This window comes from Oribacterium sp. C9, from assembly GCF_002007235.1.
In the GTDB taxonomy this organism is placed as follows: domain Bacteria; phylum Bacillota; class Clostridia; order Lachnospirales; family Lachnospiraceae; genus Oribacterium.
On record NZ_MUHW01000004.1, the window covers coordinates 136,847 to 154,666 of the forward strand.

Below are 17,820 nucleotides of genomic sequence, written 5' to 3' on the forward strand. Positions count from 1 at the left end.
TGATGTTGTCCTTCCAATTTCATCATACGCAGATGGATGGAGCACATGCAGGAAGATTCCTGCAGAATCTGCAGAATGAGATTGATTCTTTTAAGTGAAGATGGTGATCACCTTTGTTATGACGTGATGAAAAAAGTAATTGACTCGTCCCTTAGGGGATAGTTTAACGTTTCAGATGTGGAAAGGAGAAATTCTAAAAATGCTGAAGATAAGTGAATTTTCAAAGCTATCACATCTGACAATCAAAGCCTTAAGGTACTACGAAAAAGAAGGCCTTCTGAAGCCTGTGCACATTGACGAATGGAATAATTACAGGTTTTATGATACCTTTCAGCTTGAAACCGCTGCAAGAATCAAATCATTCAGGCAGCTCGATCTGTCTGTAGAGGAAATAAAAGCAATCTTTTCAGGTGCAGATGTGAAAGAAATCCTGCAGGAAAAATTTAAGTCACTTATCGAAGAAAAGCATCAAATTGAATCCCGTCTTTCCATAATAAAATCAATTTTGGAGGACAAAGAGATGAACTATCAGGTTACAGAAAAAGTGATCCCGGAGACGATTGTTTATACATCCGAAACAGTTTTAAAGGTGTATTCGGACATGATGCAATGGATACCTGCAGTTGGAGAAGAATGCCTAAGTCTTAATCCGGGGATGGAGTGTGCAGATCCACCCTACGAGTTCTGCGAATATCTTGATGGAGAGTATAAGGAAACTGATATCCGCATCAGGCATAACGAAGCTGTAAAAGCGATCGGAAAAGAAAATGATCACATTAAGTTCAAAACACTGCCAGAGTCAAAGGTTCTGAGCATCTATCATAAGGGCTCTTATGCTAATATCGGTGAAGCTTATGCATTTCTTATGAAATATGCAGACCAGAACGGATATACAGTAGCAGGTCTTGCCAGAGAGTGTTATATTGACGGAATCTGGAATAAAGAATCTGAGGAAGAATGGCTGACTGAGATCCAGCTTCCGATTGAAGACGATACAAAATGAATAGAAGATATTACGGATCTGAAGCTGCAGAACAGTCTCAAATTGTCGGTTATTTGGAGATCGTTGTGCAATAGTAAAGAGAATAATTCAAATTTGACAAGATAATTTATATTGCACTTTATACTTAAAATAACTAACATTGTTAGTATAATATTAACTAACAATGTTAGTTATTTTTGATTGGGAGATGTTATGCCAAGAACAGGATTATCAAAAGAAGAAATAGTAGAAAAAGCTGCAGAACTGGCCAACGAAAAGGGGCTGTCTTACTTGTCGGTTACTACACTGTCAGAATATTTAGGAATCAGGAAGCCTTCATTGTACAACCACATGAAGACCATAGAAGATATGCACAGAAGTCTTATGATATATGGTTGGCAAACTGTATCGGAAGACGTTGTCAGAGGAATTGATTCTTCAGATGAAAAAGCAAATCTATTTGATTACGGAAAAAAATTCTATAAGTTTGCAATAGAGAATCCTGGCGTATTTGAAGCTATGCTCTGGTATAACAAATACTCAGATGATGCGCTGCTTTCTGCCACAGAAGGATTATATTCTTTTTTCTTCAAGCAGACAGATGGCTTAGGGATAGATCGTGAGATCGCTAATCACTTGCTTCGAACATACAGATCTTTCCTTGAAGGTTTTATTATGCTTCAGATTCATAATTCTTTTGGAAATCCAATATCATTGGAAGAGAGCTTTGAGATATCACTGAATGTGATGATATCCGGGATGGATGGGTATAGAAATAAGAGGGGTAATAAAAAATGATTGAGTTCAGAAATGCTGAGGTGGCTGATGCAGAGTTGGTGAGGGATATATATGACGCTGCTTTTTATGATGACTACGTAAAATATGGCGAATGTCCGGCGTATGGAAGGACAAAAGAAGAGATGGAGCAGTCAATAATTGATTATCCCAAATTCATAATTCTTAATGAAAGTAAACCGGTTGGTGTCATTTCATGCAGGGAGCTGGAAGCGGGTAATTATGAAGCCGGATGTTTATGTGTAATTCCTGAGTTTCAGGGAAGAGGAATAGGAACGACTGCAATGCGATTTGCAATAACACATTATTCTGATTGGAAGACATTTACACTAGTAACTCCTGTGGACAAAAGTCAAAATGTAAAATTCTATACAGAAAGATGCGGCTTTGATATCCAGTCTGAAGAAATGGATGGAAGTGTTAAAGTATACAGATTTATATTGAGGCGGATATGATGATAAAAGAAATATTTGGAAAAGTAAAAATATATAGGCTCCATTCGCGTGTTGATAACCGTGGATCTCTGGAATATGTTTTTGATGAAAACACTGCCTGTTTCAATGCTCGGGAGACAAGAATCTATAGCATGCCCAAAGAAGGAACTTTTTTTGGAATACACTACAGAGAAGAGAGTAGCCCAATGACGAAGTTTGTGACAGTCATAAAAGGCAGAGGTATGGATTACGTTATTGATTTGAGAAAAGACTCCTCAACCTATCTTCAATGGGAGTCATTTGAACTGTCAGAAGAAAATACATTGGCAGTACTGATTCCTGCAGGTTTTGGGCATGCTTTTATTTCATTGCAAAATGATACGATACAGCTTTATTCTGTGGACAGAAGTGGCAACGATGCTTATTCAAAACATATTAATTACATGGATTCCCAAATCGGTCTTAAACTGCCCGTACCCATTTCCGAAATCTCGGATTATGATTTAAGCGCTCCTTTTGTTTCAGAAAGGGGAGTTGTAGGAGAGTGATAGGGGAATATGAATAGACCAGTTACTATATGAATGAAAAAAGGATTGTAAAATGGATGCCTAAGGGAACAATAACAATTGTTTTAGGTATACATCCCAAAAATCAGGATTTGTCGAAAAATATTGGAGTGAAAAACAGACTTAAATCCGTGCAAGGAGGAGGTCTGTTTTTGTTTTGTGATACTTTTGTCCCAGAGTATTGCATTAAAAGGAGATTCTAAAATGAAAAAATCTTTATCTCTGGATAACAAATCGATAGACGGTCAGAATATATCCTATTGCATATTTGGCAAGGGAGATATTGATTTGGTTATTGAAATGGGACTTGGTGCAGTTGCCGGCGAGTGGTGGCACATTGCAGAGCAGCTGTCAAAACAGTTTACCGTTCTTTTGTATGAGCGTGGAAGAAATATTTACAAGGCGCGCTCGCCGAAAAATATAGCCTAAGAATTACATACTTTGTTAATGGAACTCCCTTGTAAAAGTAAGATTATTATTTTGGCACATTCACAGGGTGGTCTGTATGCGCAGCAATTTGCCAGATTGTACCCCAATATGATTCGTGGCATAGTGTTTGTAGATCCTTTGCAAATGATTTGTTATGTGTAAATATAAATGATTACGACAAAATCGGGATTTGGGAGGAGCATTGGGATGAAAGAAAACATCGTACAGAAGCTTACATCAAAAGATGATAAATATGCCTGTGCCTTTACTGATAGAATTGTTGCAGAAAGCCATGATACAGATGAATGGTATGAATACTTTGAGGATGTTGCTTCGTTGCTCGACCATCCAAAGTCATTGGTAAGAAATCGAGCTTTGTATATCCTTGCGGCAAACGCACAATGGGATGAAGAAAACCGGTTCGATCTCATCCTTCCGGATTATCTGAAACACATCACCGATGAAAAGCCCATCACCGCCAGACAATGTGTGAAGGCGCTTGCTCAAGTGGGACTGGCAAGGCCGCAGTATATCCCGCAAATTCTGTCTGCTCTGCGTAGCGCTGATTTGTCCAAATACAAAGACAGTATGCGTCCGCTGATTGAAAGGGACATGGAAGAAACGGAAAAGATACTGATGAATTCAGGCTTTACGGAGGTAATTTCATTGAACAACATCTTTTATTTTGCGAACGAAAACACGGAGACGAAGGCGACGTGAGAACAGAAAAATGTCAGGGACGGCTGACGGTATACTTTGAGGATCCGTTTTGGGTGGGAGTCTTTGAGAGAATTGAAAATGGGAAGCTATCGGCGGCAAAGGTGACATTCGGTGCTGAACCAAAGGATTATGAGGTGCGGGAGTTCATTAGCAGGCATTATTATCACCTGCAATATAGTCCGGCGATTAAAACCGATGTAAAGGATGTAAAGAAAAATCCGAAAAGGGCACAGCGCGACGCGAAAAAACAGATCTTAGAAAAAGGAATCGGTACGAAATCGCAACAAGCTCTTAAACTGCAACAGGAACAGAATAAACTGGTGAGAAAAGAGCGAAGCAAGAAGGAACGGGAAGCGGAAAGCAATAGGCTGTTTGAGATGAAACAGCTGAAGAAAAGGGAGAAGCATAAGGGGCATTAAGAAATATGTGTAGAATAGAAAAAGCAAATCTGGAAGATCTTGATGAGATTCTTCGGTTGCAGTATCTGGCATATCAGAGTGAAGCTGCTTTGTTTGGAAGTAACGATATTCCTCCGCTGAAACAAAAGTTAGATGAAGTAACAGAAGAATATGCGCAAGGGCGTATTCTCAAGATGATCGATGAGGATGGCACTATTATCGGCTCAGTTCGTGCGAAAGAAGCTGATGGAACCGTATATATCGGGAAACTGATGGTTCATCCGGATCACAGGCGTAAGGGTTATGGAAGAAGGCTCCTGACGGAGATTGAGCAAAGTTTTGCAGGTAAGCGATATGAGCTTTTTACAAGTACAAGAAGCAAGGATAACATCCGGTTGTATCAGGACAATGGATATAGAGAGTTTGATCAAAGGATCGTTAAAGATGACCTAATATTTGTTTATATGGAGAAAATGAAAAGTGAGGTGTCAATTAGGAAGCTTTCTGCTGAAGAAAGATCTACAGCTCTTGACCTTGCGTGGAGAGTGTTTTCAGAGTATGAGTCACCGGATTATGGGGAAGAGGGCATAGAGGAATTCCGGAAGTGTTTACATGACGAAGGATATCTTGCAGGAATTGAATACTACGGTGCTTTTGACGGGGAAAGACTGATAGGTCTAGTGGGAATCCGATCAGACAAAAAGCATATCTGTTTCTTTTTTGTGGACGGAAAATATCATCGCCAAGGGATCGGAACAAAGCTGTTCAAAGCAGTACGGCAGGAATATCCTAATCAGATAATCACTCTTAATTCCTCGCCCTATGGAGTGCCGTTTTATCATGCGCTGGGATTTACAGACACGGATAAAGAACAGACAGTGAACGGGATTTGGTTTACGCCGATGAAGTATGAAGATTTTGCAGAAGATGGAGATTGAAAGATGCTGCTGGTTTATGCGAATGATTTCGAGGCAGTGAAGAAAATATATATTGATGTGATAGAGAACACTCCGCTGATAGAGCAATATGCCAGGTGGGTATATGGAAAGCATTCTACAGATGAACAGCTTAGAGCATATATTCTGCATGATGAGATGTATTTCCTGATGGATGAAGATGATGCCGCCGGGGTTGTGGCAATTTCTATGAATCAGGGCGCGGAATACGAGAAGATAGTATGGAGGGATAAACTTCCGAACGATCAGGTAGCAACAGTTCATCTGCTTGCGGTTTCTCCTTCATATCAGGGAAGATCACTGGGGATCAAGATTCTTGAGGAAGCGATGAAGATTGCAGTCAGGAATGGGAAAAAGGCGCTTCGCCTTGATGCGCTGAAAACAAATCTTCCGGCGCAGAGGATGTATGAAAAAGCCGGGTTTTTATATAGGGGTGAGCAGAGACTGTATGCCGAAAACACCGGCGTTACAGATTTTTTGTACTATGAAAAAATACCGGAATTAGATTTGTTTAAGGAAGGATGATCGAAATGAAGGTTCATCAGATAAAGATTGATTTTAATGTAACTGAACAGATTAAAAGGTTTGTCTATGTTTATATTCTTGAAGCAGAGTCACTTTACCTTATTGATTCGGGTGTTTACGGCTCTGAGACTAAGATAATGGATTATCTGGATTCGATTGGAAGGAATACTTCTGAGATTAAGGGAGTATTTCTTACGCATGCGCATCCTGATCATATCGGATCAGCGGCGTGGTTCCGGGAACATTCAGGATGTAAGATTTATGCCAGCGAAGGTGAAAGGCTTTGGATTGAGGATATCGATCTGCAATTCAAGGAAAGACCCATTCCGAATTTCTATAATCTCGCAGGAAAATCATCAAAAGTTGATTTTGTGGTTTAGGAGGGCGATGAGATTCGGCTGGAAGGCATTGAAACCTATTATCCTGCCTGGGATCGGACTTATGACCGCGAGATGATGAAGAGCAGGCTTGCTGATGCAGTGGAGATCATAGATATGCTTAAAAACACAGTTTTGGAGTTGGACGATGGGACAGATTTGGAAACCTTGACATCCCAGGTATGTGACAGGCTGAATATGCAGATGCTGAAGACTAATCCGCTTTTTTGCAGGACCATAAATTGTTTACGATAGGGGAAGTATGGGATGAGCTGTTATTTTATTGTTGATGTATATATTGATGAAAACAAGGGGAGAGGCACCTATGAGGATTATATCGAGAAGGTAAAGCCGATTGTTGAAAGCTTTGGAGGAGAATATCTTGTACGGACAGAAAATATCCGGGCGCTCAGTCCTCTTAGAAATCCGGGAAGAGTAATTATAATTCGTTTTCCGTCCAGAGAAAAGTTGGATGCTTGTTTTGCTTCTGAAGAGTACAGGCATATCATGCATGAACGGGTGGATAATGTAGATGCCAGGGCATTGATCGTGGAGGGTGAGACATGAATAAGGAATGGTCGGAAAAAAAACAGGAAAATGCAGTCTCTGATCGGAAAGAAAGAGAGCTTTGATGAGGGCATTGCCCTTCTTCTTGAACTTAGGGAGGATCTTTTTGGTCAGATAACATCAATAGTGAATACATATCCGAAAGAAGCATTTTTCCAGCTGCCTTTTGCCAAAGCGAAGGGGTATCACAGCAAAACCCTCGGTTATTCTCTGTGGCATATATTCCGGATTGAAGATATTGTGGCGCATACACTGATCTGTCAGGACAGTCAGGTTCTTTATTCAGAGGATTGGAACCGCGAGATAAACAGTCCGATCATCACTACCGGTAATGAGTTAAAGGGGGAGGGGATCGCAGAGTTTTCCGCAGCACTTGATGTGAGAGCATTGTATGATTATTGCAGATCTGTGATGGATTCAACAAATGAGCTGCTGAAGAATCTGCAATACAAAGACCTGAGAAAAAAATTTACAGATGATGACAGGGAAAGACTTATCGAAAGCGGCTCGGTCAGTAAAGATGAAGATGCCCTCTGGCTGATCGATTATTGGTGCGGAAAAGATGTAAAAGGACTTATCCAAATGCCATTTTCCAGACACTGGATCATGCATATCGAAGCAATGTGCCGGATTAAGAACGAGCTTTGCCGGAAAGCAAGAAAAGGTGTAGATTTCATAGCGTTCTGCGGTCTTTCCTGTAATCATTGTTTCCTTAAAGAATGGTGCGGCGGCTGCAGGACATCCTAGGGTGAAGAAATAACCGCCATAGAATTCATTAATTATATATGCTAAAATTTATCATATATGGGGAAAAGCAGTATGTGAACTTTAATCTTTAGTTATACAAATCTGAATGCTTTTATAAATAATTTATGGCAATTAACAATAAAACCATCAAAAAGAAGATACAGCGTATATCTGTTGTGGATCAGGTGTGCGAAGAAATCAAACAAAATATAGTGGATGGTGTTTGGCCGGAAGAAACTAAATTACCATCTGAAGGCGAATTTGCTGAGATGTTCAATGTGAATCGTTTGAGTGTCCGCATGGCTCTGCAAAAACTCAATACACTTGGCATTATAGAGACAAGAAATGGAGAAGGCTCCTACGTTAAGAGATTTTCACTGGAACCTTTGATGAACGAAATAGGCAGTTTATATGCCGGACGAGATACAACGGATGACGTATTCAAAGATATCATGCGTTTTCGACAGCTTATTGAAGGTGATAGTCTGTATCTTGCAGCCACAAATGGCACAAATGAGGAGAAAGATGAATTAAAAAAACTTTTAGATGATTATTACTCGGCTGCCAGACAGTATTCGACAGATACTGATAATGAATATCTTTTAGATGCATTGGTGGATAGCGATCTTGATTTTCACCGTTATGTTGTAGAAATGAGCCATAATAAGGTGTATATAGATGTTTATGCTATGGTAAAAGCCGCAATTCGTACTCATATAAAGCAGTTACTGTCTACCAGAATTCGTTACAGAATGGATAATAACCTTCCTATAGTGACAGATAACGATACACATGGCCGTATATTTGGTGTTATCCAGAACAATGATACCTCAAAAGTTCAGAGCCTCATTTATGAACTTATGCATCCATTACTGAATATAGATTATCTTATGGAAAATGATTGATCAGGCTTTCTATGAGCTAAATTGAATAATGTGAATATTAAGAAACCGGTTGCAAAATGATGCGACTGGTTTTTTATTGGCATACTAATTTGCAATATGCACAATAAAAGTTGCTATAAATTGTATTAATGCAACAAAATGCACATACACTCATTGACTAAAGATAAAAAAAGGAATACTATTTACCTAGCGAACAGGTGAACAGATGGAAAGGTGAAACCTGAATCGAACGTGTTATAAAACAAAAGGAAGGGGATAAAATGAAAATCACAAAAGTTGAAGTGTTCAGACTTCCAACAGCAAATTCAAAACAGAACAGTCCTATCGGATGCAGGGTTCATACTGATACCGGACTATATGGTGATGGCGAAGCTGGAATGGCCTATGGAATAGGTGGAGATGCTGCTTATAGTATGGTAGTCGATCTTGCACAACTCATCATAGGTATGGATCCGCTTCAGACAGAACTGATTTGGGAGACGATGTATAAAAAGACATTCTGGGGACAGAATGGCGGTCCGGTCATTTTCTCGGGAATTGCAGCAATTGATGTAGCTATTTGGGATATTAAAGGTAAATATTTTGAGGTTCCTGTATATCAGTTACTGGGCGGCAAGGTACGTGACAAACTTCGTGCTTATGCATCGCAGCTTCAGTTCGGATGGGGAATGGTCGGAGAATCAGAAAATCTATGGGCAGTCAAGCCTGAAGATTATGCACATAATGTCAAGCTTGCAGTAGCAGAAGGTTATGATGCTATAAAGATAGATTTCTTTGATCGTGATGAAGAAGGAAAGCCTTTGAGTTTCCTTGATACTACAGGATTCCTGACTCCAAAGCAGCTGAAGATGGTAGAGGCACGTATGTCTGCTGCAAGAGAGGCTGCAGGTGATGAAGTAGATATCATCATGGAGAATCATTCTTACCCGGATGCTTTAGGTGCTGTACAGTTAGGAAAACTGGCTGAAAAATATCATATCATGGCATTTGAAGAGCCAAATACACCTTCAACCCAGACAGTTGAATATATTGCAAAGTACACCTCTGTTCCTATTGCAAACGGAGAAAGACTTTTCTCCAGATGGCAGTATGCGGATTACTTTAAGAAAAACCTTCTACAGCTTGCACAGCCTGATATCGGAAACTGTGGAGGAATATCTGAAGTCAAGAAAATCGCAGACATGGCCCATGCTTTTGATGTAGGTATACAGGTACATGCAGCCGGAAGTCCGTTGACAACCGATATAGCCATTCAGCTTGAATGCACACTTCCGAACTTCATCATTCATGAGCATCATGTATGCAACAGAAGTGATACAAGTGTCGGACTTACAAAATATAACCGCCAGCCGGTAAACGGATATCTTGAAATCCCTGATTTACCCGGTATCGGAAATGAATTCTTACAATCAGCTATAGACAATGCAGTTCTTTATAAAGTGGTGGAATGACAGGAAGGAGGCATCACCATGATCAATGTTGTCAGAGAAAAGGAGGCAAAGCCGGGTACACTCAGGAGACCTGAGCTTTATGCATTAGCAATTGGACAGGTTATAGGAGCCGGTGTCATCACTTTGATAGTTCCGGCAATTAAGATGACCGGATATTCAGCATGGCTCGCTTATTTTGTAGCCATAGTTATGGGATTCCTGATCATATTGCCAAATGTCTTTATTTCATCCACTGTGCGTATGGCGGGCGGAAACTATTCGATGCTTTGTGGAATGGCTGGACCCAGAGTGGCCGGTGTCTTCGCCTATATGTATTTGACTCAATGTCTTAGTCTTTCTTTATTTGGTGCATCAGCATCAGCTTATCTTGGAGATATCATCCCGGTTCTTGGATCCCCTACAGCAAGGATCATTACAGGAGCAGCTCTTTTGACATTTTTCTTTGTAGTAAATCTTGCAGGTATCGATATCATGGCTAAAGCTCAGAAGCTTATGACATGGTTACTGATCGCAGCATTGTTCATATTTGCTGTGGTAGGCATATTCAAGATGCGTCTTCCTATATTTGATTTCGCCAACAAGGATTTCCTTATAAACGGCTGGGGAATCACATTTAACAATGGCCAGATATCCGGAGGATTTACCGGTGCAGTCCTTCTCTTTGTTTATTCATGTCAGGGCTATTATATGACAACAGCTTACGGACGCGATTCTGCTGATGCGAGACATGATATACCTATCGTACTTCTTCTTGCAGCTCCGACTCTTGTTATTCTTTATGTAGGAGTTGCCATGGCAGGTGTAGGTGTAATGAGCGTGGAAGAATACGGTGCATCAACAACACTTGTATTTGCAGCTCAGAGAATATTCCCGCCGGTTCTTTTCTATGGATTCATCATTGCAGGTCCTATCATGGCTCTGTTATCAACTCTTAATTCCAGCTTTGCTTACAATGCTATCACTATAGGACAGTCCTGCGATGACGGCTGGCTTCCGGCAGTATTTGGAAAGAAGAATAAAAAGGACGCGCGTGTCTGGATCCTTACATTTATGTATATCATGGGAATGATTCCAATTGTTGCAGGTCTTTCAATAACTGTGATCACAAACATGGTACAGCTTTTTACATCATGTTTCGCAATACTGAACTTTATAGCATATATGAAGATGCCTAAGCTCTATCCGGAAGCATGGAAAAAGTCAAGATTCCATATTTCAAATGGCCTTTATTATGCGGTATGCATTATTTCTCTGATTCTTTCACTCGTGATCCTTTGGAAATCATTACTTTCAATGACACCAGTCGTAACCATGCTCAATGTTGTTATGGTTGTTCTGTTTGCGATCGTTGGTTACTTAGTAGGAAAGAGTGCTAATGTTACTATCCATACATCACTGTGGGCAGAAACAGGTGAGAACATGGCATAAATTATAATTTAGGAGGAAAAATACAATGAAGATTACAAGTGTAGATTGTTATTTGGGTGATTTTATCACGGTAAAAGTTAATACTGATGAGGGAATCAGTGGTTTTGGAGAAGCAGGTCTTGCATATGGTAATTGTATAGAAGCAGCATTCGGACAGTGTCAGGACTTTGCTAAACTTGTTATTGGATATGATCCTTTTGATACAGAGAAAATCTGGGAACATCTCCACAGACATACATTCTGGGGAATGAACGGAGGAATAGTTGTTTCTTCTGCTATGGCTGCCATTGATACTGCTTGTTGGGATATCAAGGGTAAAAAGCTTGGTCTTCCGGTATATAAGCTGCTTGGTGGTAAGACCAACACAAAGCTCCGCACATATGCATCGCAGCTTCAGTTTGGTTGGAGAACTTTGATCGAGTCTGATGATAATCTTCATATCTTATCCAAGCCGGAAGATTACTATAATGTTGTAAAGGATGCCATGAAGGATGGCTATGATGCCGTTAAGATTGATCCTGTTTTCGCCGGAAGCGAGGATGTTCCTGATCTTGGCGCTATATTTGCAACTCAGGGTAATCAGATCAGAGGCTGTTACAGACAGCATGACTTGAAAAAATCTGTAGAAAGAATTGCTGCAGCCAGAGAAGCAGGCGGCGATGATATGGATATCATAGTTGAAATCCATTCATTACTTGATGCCAATACTGCATCCGAACTTGGTAAAGCACTTGAACCATATCATATCATGTATTATGAGGAGCCAACCAAGCCGGACAATCCATCACTTTTCAAGGTGATAAAGGAAAACTGCAGTCTTCCTTTGGCAACAGGTGAGAGATCATCAACCAGATGGCAGTTCAGACAGTTCTTTGAAGATCGTTCACTCAGCATTATCCAGCCTGATCTTGCGAATACAGGTGGAATCACTGAGACAAAGAAGATCTGTGACATGGCCCAGGTATATGATATAGGTGTACAGATCCATGTCTGTGGCGGACCTATCGCAACAGCAGCTGCATTACAGGTAGAAACAGTAATTCCGAACTTCGTCATTCATGAGGAGCACAATGCAAATCTCATGACAAAATTCAAGAAGGCAGGAAAGTATTTCTATGAGCCAAAGAATGGTTTCTATGAAGTTCCTGAGATTCCAGGTATCGGACAGGAAATGAGTGATGAGGCTATGGAGAATGCAAGAAAGCATGTAACTATAGAGTGAGTACAAGTTAATAACTGATCATACAATAGGCAGTCCTCTTCGGATGGTAAGACAGATGTTGATTATAAGCACTTCTGGATTATTTTTTGAAGAGGATTGTTTTGACTTATAGAAGATAAACTGCATATATATGATGACCAGGTTAAAGTAGGAGTTTCCAAGAACGGAAATAACTATAATCACAGAGAACTATGGAAGCATATTAGACCTAAGGGTTGTCGTGAAGAGTTCGATTATTATCAAAGAGGAAGACTTGAAATATCAAATAAAGGAAAACCACTCATATACATGAGCTGTCATATTGATGAGAAATACATCCCGGTCATCATGGAAGCTTTTGGAATTGAAGAGGTTCCAATCATACATATTGATGGAAGTAAGCATTATAGATGCCATATAGATTATGCAATTGGAAAGACAGCTAAAAGAAATCTATGAGGATAATGCAGACACCATTATCGGAAACCCTTAATTTGATACTTATGGAGGAAACAGTATGTTGATTGACATCACACTGAAGATATGGGAATGCTCCGGAAAGCCTGAAAATACGGCTGTCTTGGGTTTAAATCCAGGGTCAGCCGAATTTTTTGTCTTGATGAGCTAATGTACGTTAGCTATAATAAAGCTAATGTTTGTTAGCGGAATGGAGGAAACAATGTCTACCAAAGAGAAAATACTGGATGCGGCATTAACATTATTTTCAGAGAATGGATACGATGGAACAAGCGTGGAGCAGATTGCAAATATTGTCGGGATCAAAGCTCCATCGCTATATAAGCACTATAAGGGCAAAGAGGACATCCTGAATGCGTTGATTGATTCTGCGGAAGAGCGGTATGAGGTAATGTTTGGATCTGAGAAAAACATCGGGAAGGTGCCTGAGAGCCGGGAGGAGTTTATAAAGGTGACTATGGAAAGGATCTCATTCACAATGCGGGATCCCATAATCCGCAAGACGCGGATGCTTCTTGTGCAAGAGCAGTTCAGGAATGAAAGGATTTCCGAGGCTACAACCAGACACCAGCTGGATGGAATACAGAGGATGTTTGCAAAGATTATCAAGGGAATGATGGATGAGGGGATAGTCGTAAAGGATGATCCGAAGCTGCTTGCAGTAGAACTTACCGCACCGGCTGTTCTGCAGATTGCAAGGTCAGACAGACAGCCGCAGTGTGAGAAAGAATGCATGGAATACATCGAGAAGCATTTGCGGCATTTTTGTAAGGTATACATGAGATAGGAGCATAACAGAGATGCCTATACTGATGAGAGAACAGATTTCATTCGCAAGTGGACAGCAGAATCCAAAATGATATACGGCGGCAGATATTGATTAATTCCGGTTTTACGGAGGTGATTTCATTGAACGACATCTTTTATGAAATGATATTTAAGAGAAAGTCGTTTCATATTTTCAGAAATGTTGGAAACGAATCAATTGGTGAATACGAGCTCAACGATATACAAAATGCATATTCAGAGTTTACTCCCCTGAATCCCGAAATCAAAACCGCCATTCGCATTGTTCCTGAAAAGCAGACTAACTGTAAACGCGGCGGAGAATATTGCATTCTGCTTTACAGCGAAAAGAAAGACGGCTATCTGCAAAACATTGGTTATCTCGGTGAACAACTCGACCTTTATCTTGTATCCCGAAATATCGGAACGCTCTGGTTCGGAATAGGGAAAACAAAAGAAGAACCATTTGAGGATATGGAGTTCGTCATTATGTTTTCCATCCGGAAGATCAGTGATGACTCTAAGTACCGCAAGGATATGTTTAAGAGCAAAAGAAAGAAAGCTAAAGAAATATGGGAGGGCGAACAGATCTCGGGTGTGACCGATATTATCAGGTTTGCACCGAGCGCATGTAATTCTCAACCGTGGCTTGTAAAGAACGATGGCGAGCTATTGGTTTACAGATACAAGAAGCCCGGCAAAAGGGGAATAATGCCTGCGGATAAAGTTTTATTCTATAATCGCATTGATATAGGAATTTTCATTTGCTTTATGGATCTTTGCCTTGAGCATAACGGTATTGGATTTGAGAAAACACTTTATTCAGATGCTGATGATGGAGAATTGGTGCTGAATGCAAAATACAGACTTTATAGATAAGGGGACGATTTATGAAAGACAAGTATTATGAACAAGCCGTAACCTGTGTAAAAGACACTGTTCTTCCTGCACAGATCAAGTTGTATAAGTCCTGTGGTGGTGATTTTGATATTATCTATGGCGAAGCAATGAATGGAAACGGATATTTTGGAAAAGTCATCGAGGCCGGACATACCTATGAACTTGGATACGAGAAATGCACTTGTCCCAAAGTACAGTCTGGCCAAGTTACTGATCCTGATCAGTGTAATTGCAGCAGACAAAGTATTTTGTATGTTTTAAACTGCTTGGAACCCAATAGCACATTTGAGGTTGAGATCCTGGAAACGATATTACGTGGAGCAGAACATTGTAGGTTTCAAATTACGAAGAATTAAAGAACCAGATTTTGGTTTGTCTTCGATAACAAATTCAAATGTTATAGAGGATTGAGTTTTTCAGATGGAGAAACTGACAGAGAATATGATCCGCTTTGCTGAAAGCAAACTTGGCAGCACTGAGTATGCAGGCTGGTGTCTAACGTTTATCGAGGATGCACTTGAAATCAGCAATCATATCGAAATATTTGGTGGAGATTCTGCGAAGGAATCCTGCGAGATGTATAAGGACGCGCTGCGGAGCGGAGTTTCGGAGCGAGGTGCATTCGTATTCTATGATTGCCTGTGTCCAAGCATAAACGGTTCGGTCAACTGGGGACATTGCGGCGTCAGTCTCGGGGACGGTCGTGTGATCCATGCGTGGGACATAGTCCGAATCGATGAATATCTGTCACAGCTTGAAAATGACGAGTTTGAGGGATGATGGGAGAAAACAAATGAAAAAGGGATTATCACTGAAAAGCAAAGTGATAGAAGGTCAGAATATATCCTATCGCATATTTGGCGAGGGAGATATTGATCTGGTTATTGAAATGGGACTTTGTGCAGTTGCCGGTGAGTGGTGGCATATTGCAGAGCAACTATCAAAACAATTTACCGTTCTTTTGTATGAGCGCGGCAGAAATATTTCCAAGGCTCGCTCGCCTAAAAATATAGCCGAAGAATTACATGCTTTGTTAATGAAATTATCGTGTAAAGGTAAGATCACATTTTTGGCGCATTCACAGGGAGGTCTGTATGCGCAGCAATTTGCCAGAATCTATCCGGATATGGTTTATGGAATAGTGTTTGTTGATCCTTTATCTGCAAATGACAACACATATAAATCAGTATTTTTAACAGCGAAAGAACAGAAAAAGAGCGGCTTTAATAAATCGGAAAACTTTGTGAACATGAAAAAATTGGCTTCCTGCCATTTAGGACCTGTTATAAAACTGATCATGAGAAAAGCCCCCCCATTTTATTACTACGATCAATTTTCGCCGGAAGCAAAGAAATATATTTTAGATGAATTAACAAAGGCAGAGCTACACGATGTGGCTTTAGAGGAATATCGCCTGGCGCATGAGGAAAAAGAAATCTGTCAATTAAAAGAAAAAGGGGATTTTCCAAAGATCCCCATCGTACTCATAACCCATGAAAGTGAATTTGAAATAAAAGAAATCATGGAATTCGGACAAATCACAAAGGAATTTGCAGTTAAAGTTGAAGATTTGTGGCAGTCGTTGATGCAGGAATATCTAACCTTTTCCGATCAGTCAATTCTACTGCGAGCCAATAATAGCGGACATTATATTCACCTGACGAATTTTGAAGTGATTATGCAGGCATTGCAATGGATTTCATAGTATTTTGGGCATTTTGACAAAGGAATTGGGTATCCAAGCATAGAGGAAAGGATGTAGACTGATATGGAAATAAACCTTGATAAAAATTATCGGATAGTAAATAAGGAAACCTACTACAGGAAGGGTGTGTTCCGCCATTTTACGGAGGATTGCAAGTGTTCGACGTCTATGACAGCGAGGGTTGATGTGACAGAGCTTGTTAAGTACTCGAAGGACAGTGGTACAAAGTTCTATATCAATTTTCTGTACATTTTATCCAAGGTATTGAATTCACGGGATGATTACAGGATGGGGTATCTCTGGCAGACTGAAGAACTGATCTGCTACGATGTGATCCATCCCGCGCAGTACATTTTTCATGAGGATACGGAGACCTGCACGCCGGTATATACAAGCTATGATCCGGATTATGAGATTTTTTACAAGAATGCTTCTGAAGATATCGAGGCGGCGAAACAGACAAGGGAGTATGGTCTTGATATGGAAAAGCATCCGAACTGGTTTGATGCTTCCTACATTTCTTGGCTTTCATATGATTCCCTGAATATAGAATTGCCGGACGGGTTCCTCTACTTCCTGCCGATCATCAATTGGGGAAAATATCGTGAGGAGAACGGGAAACTTTTGATGCCGGTATCGGTTCGGATGAATCATGCGATAGCGGATGGATATCTGGTTGCAAATGTATTCCGTCTGTTAGAAAAAGAGATGGTTGCGTTTTGCAATGGTAAAGAGAAGGGTGAGCAGGCATGAGTAAGTATGAACCTCTTTGGAAATGGATTCGTGATAATGGAACGGAAAGCTTCAAGCTTACATATGCTGAGATTGAAGAAATTGCAGGGGTCCCGATCGACCATTCTTTTCTTAAGTATAAGAAGGAACTTCTGGAATATGGCTTCTGCGTCGGAAAGATTTTCATGAAGGAAGAGACGGTCATGTTCCAAAGAGTTAAGTGATGGCAAATATAATAACAGGATTCAGGGGACTGATCAGTATTGCGCTGCTATTTTGTCCGGTGTTTTCGCCGGTATTCTATATACTATATTTGACTGGCGGCTTATCAGATATGATAGACGGAACTATTGCCCGAAAAATGAATACTGTCACCGAGTTTGGAGCGAGATTTGACACTGCTGCGGATTTTGTATTCGTAGTAGTATGCCTGATAAAGCTGCTCCCGGTGATAAGTATGCCGGCATGGTTGTGTATATGGATCGTAATGATTGCGCTTATAAAGATAATAAACATCATTTCGGGACACATTGTACAAAGAAAGTTGGTGGTGGTTCATTCAGTGATGAATAAGGTGACAGGGGTATTGCTTTTTATACTGCCTTTGACATTTCCCATAGTCCCGCTAAAGTATTTGGCGATTCCGGTATGCGCGGTTGCGACTTTTGCGGCAGTTCAGGAAGGGCACTTTATCAGGACAAATACGGACAGGAAATGACAGGACGGTTTCTTTCTGAAC

At 40.4% G+C, this 17,820-nt stretch carries 25 protein-coding genes; all 25 read left to right on the forward strand.

The features are described 5' to 3' along the window. Positions 1-199: 199 nt before the first annotated feature. The 25 genes from BXO88_RS04210 to BXO88_RS04335 all read left to right on the forward strand — a co-directional run bounded on the left by BXO88_RS04210 (position 200) and on the right by BXO88_RS04335 (position 17,799). Positions 200-1,003, forward strand: coding sequence for a MerR family transcriptional regulator (locus tag BXO88_RS04210; RefSeq protein WP_078036508.1), 804 nt, complete (start codon positions 200-202; stop codon positions 1,001-1,003). A gap of 192 nt (positions 1,004-1,195) precedes the next feature. After that, on the forward strand, positions 1,196-1,780 hold the full coding sequence (locus BXO88_RS04215) for a TetR/AcrR family transcriptional regulator (RefSeq protein WP_035796506.1): 585 nt from the start codon (positions 1,196-1,198) through the stop codon (positions 1,778-1,780). Beyond that, the gene (locus BXO88_RS04220; protein WP_078036509.1) at positions 1,777-2,232 is read left to right on the forward strand and encodes a GNAT family N-acetyltransferase; all 456 of its coding nucleotides are present in this window, start codon (positions 1,777-1,779) and stop codon (positions 2,230-2,232) included. Before BXO88_RS04215 ends, BXO88_RS04220 begins: the two co-directional genes overlap by 4 nt. Next, positions 2,229-2,759, forward strand: a complete 531-nt coding sequence (locus BXO88_RS04225; protein ID WP_078036510.1) for a dTDP-4-dehydrorhamnose 3,5-epimerase family protein — start codon at positions 2,229-2,231, stop codon at positions 2,757-2,759. The genes BXO88_RS04220 and BXO88_RS04225 overlap by 4 nt, the downstream gene beginning before the upstream one ends. 222 nt (positions 2,760-2,981) lie before the next feature. Continuing rightward, positions 2,982-3,206: an alpha/beta fold hydrolase gene (locus tag BXO88_RS04235; protein ID WP_078036512.1), complete on the forward strand. Its 225-nt coding sequence runs from the start codon at positions 2,982-2,984 to the stop codon at positions 3,204-3,206. An 18-nt stretch (positions 3,207-3,224) separates the two neighbouring features. Then, positions 3,225-3,368 (forward strand): alpha/beta fold hydrolase, encoded by a 144-nt coding sequence (locus BXO88_RS17225; protein ID WP_442944903.1) that lies wholly within the window; start codon positions 3,225-3,227, stop codon positions 3,366-3,368. Between the two features lie 45 nt (positions 3,369-3,413). Continuing rightward, positions 3,414-3,926, forward strand: a complete 513-nt coding sequence (locus BXO88_RS04240; protein ID WP_242945150.1) for a SufBD protein — start codon at positions 3,414-3,416, stop codon at positions 3,924-3,926. Beyond that, positions 3,923-4,345 carry a YjdF family protein gene (locus BXO88_RS04245; RefSeq protein WP_078036513.1) on the forward strand — a complete coding sequence of 141 codons (423 nt, stop codon included), beginning with the start codon at positions 3,923-3,925 and terminating at the stop codon, positions 4,343-4,345. Before BXO88_RS04240 ends, BXO88_RS04245 begins: the two co-directional genes overlap by 4 nt. Positions 4,346-4,350: 5 nt before the next feature. Further along, a complete protein-coding gene (locus tag BXO88_RS16805) occupies positions 4,351-5,262 on the forward strand; it encodes a GNAT family N-acetyltransferase (RefSeq protein ID WP_242945151.1) in 912 nt (303 codons plus the stop codon). A 3-nt stretch (positions 5,263-5,265) separates the two neighbouring features. After that, positions 5,266-5,805, forward strand: a complete 540-nt coding sequence (locus tag BXO88_RS04260; protein ID WP_078036514.1) for a GNAT family N-acetyltransferase — start codon at positions 5,266-5,268, stop codon at positions 5,803-5,805. A gap of 5 nt (positions 5,806-5,810) precedes the next feature. After that, positions 5,811-6,185 carry an MBL fold metallo-hydrolase gene (locus BXO88_RS04265; RefSeq protein ID WP_168171613.1) on the forward strand — a complete coding sequence of 125 codons (375 nt, stop codon included), beginning with the start codon at positions 5,811-5,813 and terminating at the stop codon, positions 6,183-6,185. Positions 6,186-6,449: 264 nt separating this feature from the next. After that, positions 6,450-6,749 (forward strand): DUF1330 domain-containing protein, encoded by a 300-nt coding sequence (locus tag BXO88_RS04270; RefSeq protein WP_078036516.1) that lies wholly within the window; start codon positions 6,450-6,452, stop codon positions 6,747-6,749. Positions 6,750-6,779: 30 nt separating this feature from the next. Continuing rightward, complete coding sequence (locus BXO88_RS04275) at positions 6,780-7,496, forward strand: phage head-tail adapter protein (protein ID WP_330395078.1); 717 nt, start codon at positions 6,780-6,782, stop codon at positions 7,494-7,496. Between the two features lie 125 nt (positions 7,497-7,621). After that, on the forward strand, positions 7,622-8,401 hold the full coding sequence (locus BXO88_RS04280) for a FadR/GntR family transcriptional regulator (protein WP_078036517.1): 780 nt from the start codon (positions 7,622-7,624) through the stop codon (positions 8,399-8,401). Between the two features lie 260 nt (positions 8,402-8,661). Further along, positions 8,662-9,852, forward strand: a complete 1,191-nt coding sequence (locus BXO88_RS04285; protein WP_078036518.1) for a mandelate racemase/muconate lactonizing enzyme family protein — start codon at positions 8,662-8,664, stop codon at positions 9,850-9,852. A gap of 18 nt (positions 9,853-9,870) precedes the next feature. Further along, positions 9,871-11,280, forward strand: a complete 1,410-nt coding sequence (locus tag BXO88_RS04290) for an APC family permease (protein WP_078036519.1) — start codon at positions 9,871-9,873, stop codon at positions 11,278-11,280. A 25-nt stretch (positions 11,281-11,305) separates the two neighbouring features. After that, on the forward strand, positions 11,306-12,502 hold the full coding sequence (locus BXO88_RS04295; RefSeq protein ID WP_078036520.1) for a mandelate racemase/muconate lactonizing enzyme family protein: 1,197 nt from the start codon (positions 11,306-11,308) through the stop codon (positions 12,500-12,502). 658 nt (positions 12,503-13,160) lie between these two features. After that, complete coding sequence (locus tag BXO88_RS04300; protein WP_078036521.1) at positions 13,161-13,745, forward strand: TetR/AcrR family transcriptional regulator; 585 nt, start codon at positions 13,161-13,163, stop codon at positions 13,743-13,745. Between the two features lie 122 nt (positions 13,746-13,867). Further along, positions 13,868-14,623, forward strand: a complete 756-nt coding sequence (locus tag BXO88_RS04305; RefSeq protein WP_330395079.1) for a nitroreductase family protein — start codon at positions 13,868-13,870, stop codon at positions 14,621-14,623. Positions 14,624-14,634: 11 nt separating this feature from the next. Beyond that, positions 14,635-15,000, forward strand: a complete 366-nt coding sequence (locus BXO88_RS04310; RefSeq protein ID WP_031472159.1) for a hypothetical protein — start codon at positions 14,635-14,637, stop codon at positions 14,998-15,000. Between the two features lie 64 nt (positions 15,001-15,064). Next, entirely contained in the window at positions 15,065-15,424 is a 360-nt protein-coding gene (locus BXO88_RS04315; RefSeq protein ID WP_078036522.1) for a hypothetical protein, read from the forward strand. Positions 15,425-15,437: 13 nt separating this feature from the next. Continuing rightward, on the forward strand, positions 15,438-16,349 hold the full coding sequence (locus BXO88_RS04320) for an alpha/beta fold hydrolase (protein ID WP_168171614.1): 912 nt from the start codon (positions 15,438-15,440) through the stop codon (positions 16,347-16,349). Positions 16,350-16,412: 63 nt separating this feature from the next. Beyond that, positions 16,413-17,102: a CatA-like O-acetyltransferase, family 3 gene (locus tag BXO88_RS04325; protein ID WP_078036524.1), complete on the forward strand. Its 690-nt coding sequence runs from the start codon at positions 16,413-16,415 to the stop codon at positions 17,100-17,102. Then, on the forward strand, positions 17,099-17,305 hold the full coding sequence (locus BXO88_RS04330; RefSeq protein WP_078036525.1) for a hypothetical protein: 207 nt from the start codon (positions 17,099-17,101) through the stop codon (positions 17,303-17,305). Before BXO88_RS04325 ends, BXO88_RS04330 begins: the two co-directional genes overlap by 4 nt. Continuing rightward, positions 17,305-17,799, forward strand: a complete 495-nt coding sequence (locus BXO88_RS04335) for a CDP-alcohol phosphatidyltransferase family protein (RefSeq protein WP_078036526.1) — start codon at positions 17,305-17,307, stop codon at positions 17,797-17,799. Before BXO88_RS04330 ends, BXO88_RS04335 begins: the two co-directional genes overlap by 1 nt. Positions 17,800-17,820: the final 21 nt, after the last annotated feature.